Genomic DNA, 11,237 nt, shown 5'->3' with positions numbered 1-11,237 from the left:
GCCCGTGACCGCCAGCAGCCCCGCCGCCGTCCCCACCGACCACGCCGCCGTCGCCTACGACGCCACCGCGCCCTTCTACGACCAGCTCTCCCAGGGCGACGACTACACCGTCTTCGGCGACATCCTGGAGACGCTGATCAAGCGCGCCGACCCGCCCGGCAACCGCCTGCTGGACGCCGGCTGCGGCACCGGCCGCAGTACCGTCGCCTTCGCCGAGCGCGGCTTCGACCCGGTGGGCGTGGACATCAGCGCCGGCATGATCGCCGTCGCACGCGCCAAGTACGCGGACACCGGCATCGGCTTCCATGTCCACGACCTGCGGCTGCCGTTCACCGCGGACGGCACGTACGACGTCGTGCTGTGCATGAGCGACATCGTCAACTACCTCGCCGACCCGCAGCACCTGCGGGAGGCGCTGGCCGGCATCGGCAGGGTGACCCGGCCCGGCGGCGTGCTGGTCTTCGACGCCAACACCGCCCGCGGCTACGGCCTGATGACCTCCACGCACGTCTACGAGTACGACGGCCTGTACGCGACCATGAGCGGCCGGTTCCTGGCGCGCGAGGGGGAGCCGCGGCGCTTCCGCATGGTCATGAACGCCTTCCGCACCTCACCCGGGCAGCCCGACGTGTGGCGGCGCGAGCGGGTCGAGCACCTCCAACGGCACCACAGCCACGAGGAGTTCGCCGAAGCGCTGGACGCCGCGGGCCTGGACCTGGTGGCCGCGCACGGCCTGGAGCGGGACGGCTCGCTGTCCGACCGGGTGGACGAGGACGCCCACACCAAGGGCCTCTACGTCGCCCGGCGCCGCGCTGCCGGCTGATCCGGCCCCGCCCGACCTGCCGGCCGCCCGACCGCCGTCCCACCTGCCGTCCGACGCTCGCACGATCCGGCTCGCACCCCGGGGGCATGACGTGATCAACCGCAGTTTCACCCTGATCTGGGTCAGCCAGGCGCTGTCCGACGTGGCCAGCGAGATGACGTCGCTCGCGCTGCCGCTGGCGGTGCTCGCGGCGACCCGCTCGGCCGTGGACGCGGCGCTGGTCGCCACCGTCGTCGGGATCGCCCAGCTCCTGGCGAAGCTGCCGAGCGGGCTGATCGCCGACACGTACCACCGCAAGCGGCTGATGCTGCTGTGCGACGCGGCGCGGGCGGCGGTCGCGCTGCTGCTGGCGCTCGCGCTGGCGACGGGGAACCTCACCACGATCGTGGCGGTCGGCTCCGCGGCGACGATCGCGCTGTTCTCCTCGGTGTTCGGGCCGGCCGAGTCCGGGGTGCTGCGCCAGGCGGTGCCGCTGGAGCGGCGGCGCGAGGCGATCACCCGCAACATCGTCCGCAGCAACATCGCCATCGCGGTCGGCCCGCCGCTGGGCGGCATGCTGCTCGCGGCCGGCGCGCCGACGGCGTTCTTCGCGGACGCCTGCTCGTACCTGCTGTCGCTGGCGCTGGTGGCACGGGTCGCCTACACGCACGTCGCCCGGCCGCGCGCGAGCGCGGCCGCCACGCACCCGCTGCGCAACACCGCCAACGAGCTGACGCTCGGCTTCGGCTGGGTCTTCCGCCGCACCGGCCTGGTGGTGCTCATCGCGTTCGCCGCCTACGTCAACCTGCTCGGCCGCTCCATCGAACTGCTCGCCGCGTTCGGGGTGTCGCACGACGGCGCGCACCCGGTCTCCGCCGGGCTGGTCCTCACCGCCGCGGGCGTCGGCGGCATCGCGGGCGGGCTGTGCGCGGGGTGGATTCTGAAGCGGCTGACGCCGACCGCGATCGTGGCCGCCGCGTCGGTGGCGTGGCTGCTGATGATGCCGTGCGCGTCCACGGGTGACGAGTTGACCAGCGCGGTCGCCGTCGGCCTGGTGGTGTTCTCGCTGCCGTCGGTCGGCTCGCTGGTGGGGCTGACGATCAGCGTGGAGGCCCCGACCCACCTCCAGGGCCGGGTGGGCGGCGCGGTCACCCTGCTCGCGATCAGCATCGCGTGGGCCGGCCCCGGGCTGACCGGCTTCCTCATCTCCGCCCAGGGTCCGCTCACCGCCTCGGTGGTGCTGGCCGCACCGATGGTCGTACCGCTGATCGTCCTGGCGGCGAGTCCGCGGCTGCGCGCGGCAGTCGGCAAGATCGGCACCGTGCCCGCCCGTGAACCCGAGCCCGAGCCCGAACCCGTCGCGGCCGCCGCCGAGCAGGACGTGCTGGCCCACGGCGAACCGGCGATCCAGGGTTCGCCCGCGGCCGCCACCACTCGGCCGTCGCTCGAACTCGACGGCCCCCTCGGCCCGTTCGCGATGCTCGCACTCGGACTCGGACGCGCTCGGCCCCTGCCCTGACGCGGGCCGGGCCGGGCAGGGCCGAGGGTACGGCGGCTGGCAGCCCGGGTCGCCGTGTCAGCCCGGCCCACCGGGTGAGCGGTCGACAGCTTCGACCGGCGACGGCCGCACCGCCGTACCGCCGTACCCGCACCAACCCGGGCAAGCCCGGCGACAACTCCACCCTCCTCAACGACCGCTCACGACCGGCTACTTGTGAAGCCGTCAGCCGCATGGTGCCCTTGTTCCCTCTGGTGCAACTGATGCCAAGGAGGCGGACGAGTCCCATGAACAAGCGAACAGTCGCCATGGCGGTGCTGATACCGGCCTTGCTGGGCACGACCTGCGGTGTCGCCTCGGCGCAGCCCGCGCCGAAGGCGGCCTCCTCGGTCGTCACCCTGACCTACGACGCCAGCCGGGCCGGCCAGTGGGCGAGCGCGATCACGCAGGGCGTGCAGAACTGGAACGACGCCGTGCACAACGTCCAACTGGTGCCCGCGACCTCGGCCGGCTCGGCCGACTACGTCTACGTCGCCACGAGCGGCTGGCCCGAGACCACGCTCGGCCCGATCTTCCCCGGCGGCAGCGGCGAGGTCGAGCTCGGCCAGGAAGCCGTCGACGAGGGCTACGACGTGACCCGCATCGCCGCCCACGAGACCGGGCACATCCTCGGCCTGCCCGACGACTACAGCGGCCCCTGCTCGGAGTTGATGTCCGGCCACGGCCCCGGCACCTCCTGCACCAACGCGCTGCCGTCGGCCGCCGAGGCCGCGCAGGTCGACGAAAACTACGCCGACGGCTCCGACGCGGTCCACCCGAACCACCACCAGACCGTCGTCGACGTCTGGACCGCGCCGACCCTCGCCGCCTCCGCCGCCCGCTGACCGGCCGCGACCGACCAGGTGCACGCGGCGGGCGGCCCGGCACCGCCCCGCCCGCCGCGGCCACCCGGACCTCGGTCGGCCAACTGCCCTACCCCGCGTCCGGACCGGGACCCGGAGCTGCGCCCGGCCCCGGCCCCGGACCCGGCCCCGGGCGCAGGGTGAGCAGAGTGATCTCGCTCGGGGCGAAGACACGGAACGGCGGACCCCAGAAGCCGGCGCCGCGGCTGGTGTAGAGCTGGGTGCGCTCGCCGTGCCGGCTCAGCCCGTGCACCACCGGCTGGTCGATCCGGACGAGGAAGTTGAACGGCCATATCTGGCCGCCGTGGGTGTGCCCGGACACCTGGAGGTCGATCCCGGCGGCCGCCGCCTGCCCGACGTACTTGGGCTGATGGGCGACGAGCAGCACCGGCCGGTCGGGGTCCGCGCCCGCGAGCGCGTCCTCCAGGTTCGCGCGGTGCCCGGCGAGGCCGGACGACTCCGCCGTCACGTCGTCCACCCCGGCCAGGACCAGGGCGTCGCCGCCCCGTTCGACCGTCACGTGGCGGTTGTGCAGCGGCTCCCAGTCCAGCTCCGCCATCCGGTCCAGCCAGCCCTGGGCCTCGCTGAAGTACTCGTGGTTCCCCGTGACGTAGACCTTCGCGAGCCGGGCCCGGATCGTGCCGAGCGGCGCGGACTGCGCTCGCCGCTGCACCGGGGTGCCGTCGGCGATGTCGCCCGCGTGCACCACGATATCCGCCTCCAGCGCGTTGACCGCCTCGGCGACCCGTACCGACCAGCGCTCACGGTCGATCGGCCCGTAGTGGGTGTCGGCCAGCAGCACCACGCGCGTCCCGTCCAGACCCGCGCCGAGCCGCGGTATCCGGATGTCCAGCCGCTTCACCCGGGGCACGCGCATCGCTTCGTAATGTCCCCAGGCCAGCAGGACGGCGCAGACCGCGGCGACCGCGACGGCGACGACCCGGGCCCGGTGGGCGCCGCCCGCGCCCGACCCGATCAGCACCAGGTGCACCAGACCGCCCAGCACCGACCAGGTGAACAGCACCCACACCGCACCGAGGGTGCTGTCCGCGATCCGGGACGCCCGGTCGCTGCGCCGCCGACCGTGACCCGCGGCCATCAGGAACGGGAACGAGACCAGCGACGCGCCGAAGACCACCGTGCCGACGACGAACACCGGCAGCGGCCAGTCGGTGCCCGAGCCGAAGAGCGTCCACCAGGGCAGGACGAACAGCAGGGCGAGGACCAGGAAGACCACGCCGCCGCCGAGCCGCCGGCGCAGCGACCCCCGGGGTCCGGGCGGTGCCTCCTCGGCCCCGCCCGCGACCTCCGCCGTCCCCACGGACTCGCTCTCCATCACCATGCCGCCACCCCTCACCTCAGCCGTCCCACCGTCAACTCCCATCATCCATCCATCCGGCAGGCCGCGGCGGAACGATCGCGGACGGCTGTGGATAACCCCGGCGCCCCTTGGAAAACCCGGTGAAAGTGCCCCCGAGCGGCCATGGCGACACCTCCGAACACCCGTGAAAACGACGAAAGTTGGTCTAGTCCTCTTGACGTGGCGTGCGGCGCGCGGTTTGGTACGTACCAACTCAGGCCCGAGATGCACCTTCCCCCCACCACTTCACGCTTGAGGGGCTTTCATGCGCTTCGCGAAATGGGCGGCCTCCGCTGCCGCGCTCACGCTCGTGACCGCCGGTGCGGCCGTCGCCCTCGCCCCCGCCGGCAATGCCGCGTCGACCGCCGGCTACTCCGTGGCTCCCTACGTCGACATGTCGAACAGCCAGGAGGGCCTGCTCGACACCGCCATCACCGGCCACGGCCTCGGCTCGTACACCGCGGCCTTCGTCCTCGGCTCCGGCTGCAACCAGATCTGGGGCGACACCCTCCCCATCGGCGCCGACTCCTACACCGACCCGCTGATCGCCAAGGCGAAGTCCGAGGGCGCCTCGGTCATCATCTCCTCCGGCGGCGCGAGCGGGCTGCCGCTCGCCTGGACCTGCTCCACGCAGAGCTCGATCGACGCGGGCTACCAGGCGATCATCGACGACTACGGCGTCAACCGCCTCGACTTCGACATCGAGGGCGCCGCCATCGCCGACACGGCCGCCGCGGCGCGGCAGATGCAGGCGATGAAGGACCTCAAGGCGGCCAACCCCGACCTCCAGTTCTCGGTGACGCTGCCGGTCCTCACCAGCGGGCTGACCTCCGACGGCGTCAACATCCTCAAGGCCGCCAAGAGCGCGGGGATCAAGATCGACGTCGTCAACATCATGACCATGGACTTCTACGAGGGCACCGGCACCGAGATGGGCGACGGCTCGGTCGCCGCGGCCAAGGCCACGCTCGCCCAGATGCAGTCCGTCGACTCCGGCTACACCTACGCCAACCTCGGCATCACACCGATGATCGGCAAGAACGACGACGGCTCCACCTTCACCCTCGCCGACGCCCAGACGGTCGAGAGCTTCGCGGCCCAGAACGGCGTCGGGCGGCTGGCGTTCTGGTCGATCAACCGCGACCAGCCGTGCAGCGGCACCGCCAACTCCCTGCCCACGTGCAGCGAGATCAGCCAGAACAGCTTCGCCTTCACCGACGCCTTCGTCCCGTTCGCGGGCGGCTCCGGCAGTACCACTGGCGGCTCCACGACGACCGGCGGTACCACGACCGGCGGTACGACGACCACCGGCGGCTCCACGACCGGCGGTACGACGACCACGGGCGGCACCACGACCACCGGCGGCTCGGGCGGCACCACCTGCACCGCCGCCTCCTGGAGTTCCAGCGCCGTCTACACCGGCGGCGACACCGTCTCCTGGAACGGCCACACCTGGCAGGCCAAGTGGTGGACCCAGGGCGAAGAGCCCGGCACCACCGGCGAATGGGGCGTCTGGCAGGACGAGGGCGCCTGCTGACCCACACCCCCCACCGTCCGGCCCGCCCCCTCCCCGGGGCCGGGCCGGACGCATGTCGGGACCCTTCTCGGACCCGTAAGCGGCGGTTGCTTCTTGGCGGGAGGGGGGCGCGCGGCTTGGTAGGGAGAACGTTCGGTCTTGACAAGGGCCGCGGCTCCGCCTTTCATAGTGAGGAGACCGAACGTTCTCCCTCGCAAGGCGTCCGGTCGATGCCCGGGACCGAACCGCTTCCGCTGAAAGGCACTTCCGTGGACACCCTCACCGCGACCCCCGCCCCCGCTGCCATCCCCACCACCGTTGCCGTGGCCCTGCGGAAGCTGTACTTCGTGCGCTTCGCGTTCGCCGCGGTCTGGGCGGCCCTGCTGTTCACGACCTCCGGCAAGCTCGGGGCGCCCGCGGCCACCCTGCTGGTGCTCTACCCGTTGTTCGACGTCGCCTGCGCGGTCGTCGACCTCAGCTCCGCCCGCGGCAACGGCCAGCCGCTGCGCGGCCTCTACGCGAACGCCGTGCTCAGTACCCTCACCGCCATCGGCCTCGCCGCTGCCGCCACCTCCGGCATCCCCGCCGCCCTGCGCGTCTGGGGCGCCTGGGCCATCACCGCGGGCCTCGTCCAGCTCGGCGTCGCCGTCGCCCGCCGCCACCTCGGCGGCCAGTGGGCCATGATCGCCAGCGGCGCCATCTCCACCCTCGCCGGCGCCTCGTTCATCGCCCAGGCCGCGAAGAGCGGCGCCTCCCTGCACACCCTCGCGGGCTACGCCTTCCTCGGCGGCGTCTTCTTCCTCGTCTCCGCCCTCCGCCTCCCCCGCACGGCCTGACGCCGGGGCTGGCCTCCGTCCCCTGCGGGTAAGCGCAGCCGAACAGCAGGTCGGACCGGGGTTGCGCCGCTTGCCCCCGCATGCTCGACAGTCCTGTCCGTCAACGAACGGACAGGAGAAGACATGCCTACCAAGAAGAACTCCCGCGCTCAGGCACAGCGCAAGGGGCGCCGCGCCTACATCGAACTGAGCATCGGGCACGTCCGGTTCACCGCCCCCAAGCCCACCGGGCGCCTCGCCGCCCGCATCCGCAGGGCAACCGCCCAGTGCCTGGGGACGTGGTACGTCTGCCTGACGGCCTTTCACCTGATCCCGCGCCGCTGAACCCTGTCGGGCCCCGGGGACGGACCCCGCCTCCCGGGGACCGAGGACGGTCGCCACCGTCGTACCGGCGGCTGTCGGTGGGAGCCCTTAGCGTGGTCAGGGTGAGGACGGGGAGTGCGGGCACGGTGCTGGTCGTCGTGCGGGGCAACAGCGCGTCGGGGAAGTCGTCGATCGCGGCGGGGCTGCGGGCCGGCTTCGGGCGCGGGCTGGCGATCGTCGGGCAGGACAACCTGCGGCGTACGGTGCTGCGGGAGTGGGACCGGCCGGGCGCGTCGAACATCGGACTGATCGGCATGGTGGCCCGTTACGCGCTGGACCACGGCTTCCACGTGGTCGTGGAGGGCATCCTGTACGCCGACCACTACGGCGCGATGCTGGCCGAGTTGATGGCCGACCACCGCGGCAGCACCCACGCCTACTACCTCGACATCCCCTTCGAGGAGACGCTCCGCCGCCACACCACCAAGCCGCAGGACGGGGATTACGGCGAGACGGAGATGCGCGGCTGGTACCGCCCGGCCGACCTCCTCCCCGGCGGCGTCGAGACGGTCATCGGTGCGGACAGTGCCCTGACGGCGAGCGTCGACCGGATTCTGCGCGACACGGGCCTGGCGGGCAGCCCCGGCCGAGAGTCCGGGGGAGGGTCACTTCCGCGGGGATGAGGGCGGTTCGGCCGCCGTCGTTGCGGTCATCGCGTCCTCGACGCTTCGGTGGACGCGGTCGCGGCCGAGCCGGGTGGCCAGGGGGTGGCGGTCGAAGTCACGGCGGGCGGCGGCGCGCAGGCGGGCCAGGTGCAGGGTGGCGCCGCGGTGGTGGAGGGCCTCGCGCAGTTCGTCGAGGGTGTCCAGGACGGGGACGCCGAGGTGGTAGGTCGCGCTGAGGTCCAGGACGACCGTGTGCGGCGGCGGGTGTGCGGCGGCGGTGAGGGCGAGCAGGCCGAGGCGGGTGCGGTTGGCATTGCCGAAGAAGAGTGCCCCGTCGGGGCGGACGACCAGCACGCCGCGGACGGTCGTCGCGCCCGGGTTCCGGTCGGTGTCCCCGTACAGCGGGCTGCCGGGGATCTTGCCGAGGACGGAGAGGCGGGTGGTGCTGGCGGCGGCGCTGCGTGAGGCGCTGCCGGAGACGGTGAAGCCGCGGAAGAGGCCGACGGCGATGTTCGACGCGCCGACCGCCGCCATCTCGCGGTCGGCGTCGACCTCGTCCCCGTGCTCGCGGGCGAAGCGGGAGGCGATGCTGAACGCCTCGGCGAACACCACCAGCGCCACCCCGCAGGCGCCGCCGGCCAGCCGTCCCCAGTCGGCGGCGGGGATGCCCGGCAGGTGCGGGACGGGCACGGCCGAGGGGATCTTCCCCACCACCTCCACACCGTGCTGCTTCAGGTCGAGCCCCGCGGACACCACGAGGGCCACGACGAGCACGACCAGCGACGCCGGGGCCTTCGGCGCGTACCGCTCGATCGCCAGCAGGGCCGCCAGCGCCGCCGCGCCCACGGCCAGCGAGGTCAGGGACCAGTGCGGGAAGTGCCGCAGCAGTGTCCACAGCCTGGGGAAGAACTGGCCGTCGCCACTGGACGTCCCGGCGATCTTCGCGGCCTGGCGGACCACGATGGTCAGCGCCATCCCGAACAGGAAGCCGTTCAGCGCGGGTTCGGCCAGGAAGTTCGTCACGAACCCGAGCCGGGCGAGGCCCGCGACCAGCAGCACCGCGCCAGCGAGCACCGCGAGGGCCGCCGACAGCCCGACCGCCTGCTTCGGGTCGGAGCTGACGTCGGCGACGGTGGCGCCGGAGAGCACCGCCGCGGCCGACGTCGCCCCGATGATCAGGAACCGCGAGCGGCCCAGCAGGACGTACGCCACCAGGGCCACGGGCGCGGCGTAGAAGGCGTTCTGCGGGGGCACCCCCGCGATCTGCGCGTAGGCGACGCACTCCGGCACGATCAGCGCCCAGGCGGTGAGCGCGCCGAGCACGTCGCCGCGTGAGGCCCCGCCGCCGAGCACGGCCCGCGCCACCGACCGCGTTCGCGCAGGTGCGTGGGGTCGGTCGGCCACGCCTGCACCTCTCTGCTCAGCCGGGCCCTTTTCCTCGTTCGCCCGGAGCCGGTGGCGGTTCAGGGAGTGACGATGGCGAAGGCGGGATCGGGGTCGTCGAGGACCTCTGCGAGGCACCGGAGGACGCCGGGGTCGCCGTCGTACCGGACACCGTCGGTCTGCTTGCCGGCCAGCAGCGGCATCAGCCCGCCGCGGGTGAGGGCGACGGACAGGTCGGCGCCGTCGGTGGGGCGGTCGGTGCGGGTGTGGACGAGGACGCCGTTGCGGAGCGTGAGCCGGTACCGCTCGTCCGCGTCGGTGAAGTGCCAGTCGACGGTGAGGGTTGTGGCCCAGGCCCGGGGGCCGTTGACGCGGATGGCGAGGGAGTCGAAGACCTGTTCCACGGTGAGGGCGCCGGCCATGCTGCCCGCGGTGATGGGCGTGGGCTTGACGCCCTCGCGCAGTTCCTTGGCGCCTTGGAGGTAGTTGTTGCGCCAGGTGCCGCATTCGGCGCCGTGGCCGAGGCGCTCGAAGGTGGTGGCGAGCAGTTCCTTGGCGTCGGACCGGTCGGGGGCGGCGAAGACGGCGTGCTTGAGCAGTTGGGCGGCGAAGCGCAGGTCCCCCGCGTCCAGGTACGAACGCGCCTTTTCCAGGGTGGCGTCGAGGCCGCCGAAGCAGTCCACGTACCGGCGGGCGGTCTCGGTCGGCGGGTGCTCCCACAGGGAGGAGGGGTGGCCGTCGTACCACCCCATGTAGCGCTGGTAGATGGCCTTGACGTTGTGGTTGAGGGAGCCGTAGTAGCCGCGCGCGTGCCAGGCGGACTCCAGCGCGGGCGGCAGCTGGATCATCTCGGCGATCTCGGTGCCCGTGTGGCCCTGGTTGGTGAGCCGCAGCGTCTGGTCGTGCAGGTAGGCGTAGAGGTCGCGCTGCTCGGACAGGAAGGCGGTCAGCCGGTCGTTGCCCCAGGTCGGCCAGTGGTGGGAGGCGAACAGGACGTCGGAGCCGGGGGCGAACAGCTCGACCGCCTCGGTCAGGTAGCGGGCCCAGACCCGGGCGTCCCGGACCACGGCGCCGCGCAGCGTCAGGATGTTGTGCATGTTGTGCGTGGCGTTCTCCGCCATGCACAGGGCCCGGCGCTCGGGGAGGTGGAAGTTCATCTCCGAGGGGGCCTCGGTGTCCGGGGTGAGCTGGAAGCGGAACCGTACCCCGTCGAGGGTCTCCTCCTGGCCGGTGCGGGTGACCTCCACGGTGGGCGGCCGCAGGCTGGGGGTGCCTCGGGAGGCGGTGAAGCCCAGGCCGACACCGATCAGGCCGGTCGGACCCGGCGGCAGTTCGGCGCCGGTGTGGTAGGTGCCGCGGCGCAGCATGGCGGTGCCGGCGTAGACGTTCTCGGCGACGGAGTTCGCCATGAAGCCGGGCGGCGCCAGGATTGGCACGTCGTCGTCCGGGCCGAGTACGCCGTCGATGCCGCCGAAGTGGTCGATGTGGGAGTGGGTGAAGACCACCGCGGTCACCGGCCGCTGCCCGCGGTGCGACCGGTACAGGGCGAGCGCCGCGGCGGCGCACTCGGCGGACACCAGCGGGTCCACGACCACCACGCCGCGTTCGCCCTCGATCAGCGACATGTTCGACAGGTCGTACCCGCGGACCTGGTAGACGCCGTCGGTCACCTCGAACAGCCCCGCCCGGGAGCACAGCTGGGACTGGCGCCAGAGGCTGGGGTCGGCGGTGTCCGGGCAGTCGCCGGCGAGGAACGAGGTCGCGTCGAAGTCCCAGACCACCTCGCCGCCCGCACCGGTGATCCGGTCCGTGTCAGGTGCGGCGACCAGACCGCGGTCGGCGTCGGCGAAGTCCTGGCGGTCGGCGAAGTCCAGCGGGTCGGTCGTGGTGGTCATGGTCGTCCTTTCGAGAGCTCGTCGGGGGCCACGGCCGGTGGTCCGCCGGTGGTCTGCCTGTGGTGCCGGTGGTCCGC

The 11,237-nt window shown here is 72.9% G+C and carries 10 protein-coding genes; 7 read left to right on the top strand and 3 right to left on the bottom strand.

Annotation, left to right across the window (positions count from 1 at the left end):
- Window positions 1-4: 4 nt before the first annotated feature.
- The 3 genes from WA788_RS03230 (at window position 5) to WA788_RS03220 (ending at window position 3,184) form a co-directional block, all read left to right on the top strand.
- On the top strand, window positions 5-823 hold the full coding sequence (locus WA788_RS03230) for a class I SAM-dependent DNA methyltransferase (RefSeq protein WP_335971362.1): 819 nt from the start codon (window positions 5-7) through the stop codon (window positions 821-823).
- Window positions 824-914: 91 nt separating this feature from the next.
- Window positions 915-2,321: an MFS transporter gene (locus tag WA788_RS03225; protein WP_335971360.1), complete on the top strand. Its 1,407-nt coding sequence runs from the start codon at window positions 915-917 to the stop codon at window positions 2,319-2,321.
- A 266-nt stretch (window positions 2,322-2,587) separates the two neighbouring features.
- Window positions 2,588-3,184, top strand: coding sequence for a snapalysin family zinc-dependent metalloprotease (locus tag WA788_RS03220; protein WP_335971359.1), 597 nt, complete (start codon window positions 2,588-2,590; stop codon window positions 3,182-3,184).
- Between the two features lie 88 nt (window positions 3,185-3,272).
- On the opposite strand, the gene WA788_RS03215 is transcribed toward WA788_RS03220, so the two are convergent.
- Window positions 3,273-4,544, bottom strand: coding sequence for a metallophosphoesterase (locus WA788_RS03215; protein WP_335971357.1), 1,272 nt, complete (start codon window positions 4,542-4,544; stop codon window positions 3,273-3,275).
- Between the two features lie 283 nt (window positions 4,545-4,827).
- Between WA788_RS03215 and WA788_RS03210 the strand changes: the two genes are divergently transcribed.
- The 4 genes from WA788_RS03210 (at window position 4,828) to WA788_RS03195 (ending at window position 7,900) form a co-directional block, all read left to right on the top strand.
- Entirely contained in the window at window positions 4,828-6,099 is a 1,272-nt protein-coding gene (locus WA788_RS03210) for a chitinase (RefSeq protein ID WP_335971356.1), read from the top strand.
- A 248-nt stretch (window positions 6,100-6,347) separates the two neighbouring features.
- The gene (locus WA788_RS03205; protein WP_335971354.1) at window positions 6,348-6,914 is read left to right on the top strand and encodes a hypothetical protein; all 567 of its coding nucleotides are present in this window, start codon (window positions 6,348-6,350) and stop codon (window positions 6,912-6,914) included.
- Between the two features lie 123 nt (window positions 6,915-7,037).
- Entirely contained in the window at window positions 7,038-7,238 is a 201-nt protein-coding gene (locus tag WA788_RS03200) for a hypothetical protein (protein ID WP_335971353.1), read from the top strand.
- Between the two features lie 101 nt (window positions 7,239-7,339).
- Window positions 7,340-7,900 carry a kinase gene (locus tag WA788_RS03195; protein WP_335971352.1) on the top strand — a complete coding sequence of 187 codons (561 nt, stop codon included), beginning with the start codon at window positions 7,340-7,342 and terminating at the stop codon, window positions 7,898-7,900.
- On the opposite strand, the gene WA788_RS03190 is transcribed toward WA788_RS03195, so the two are convergent.
- Complete coding sequence (locus tag WA788_RS03190; RefSeq protein WP_335971350.1) at window positions 7,883-9,286, bottom strand: SulP family inorganic anion transporter; 1,404 nt, start codon at window positions 9,284-9,286, stop codon at window positions 7,883-7,885. The genes WA788_RS03195 and WA788_RS03190 overlap by 18 nt on opposite strands.
- A gap of 59 nt (window positions 9,287-9,345) precedes the next feature.
- Window positions 9,346-11,160 carry an alkyl/aryl-sulfatase gene (locus tag WA788_RS03185; RefSeq protein WP_335971348.1) on the bottom strand — a complete coding sequence of 605 codons (1,815 nt, stop codon included), beginning with the start codon at window positions 11,158-11,160 and terminating at the stop codon, window positions 9,346-9,348.
- Between the last annotated feature and the right edge of the window lie 77 nt (window positions 11,161-11,237).

Origin of the sequence: Streptomyces sp. CA2R106 (genome assembly GCF_037034245.1) — a bacterium.
GTDB lineage: Bacteria > Actinomycetota > Actinomycetes > Streptomycetales > Streptomycetaceae > Actinacidiphila.
Note: the sequence above shows the minus strand (reverse complement) of the source record. Positions and strands in the feature narration are given on the sequence as shown.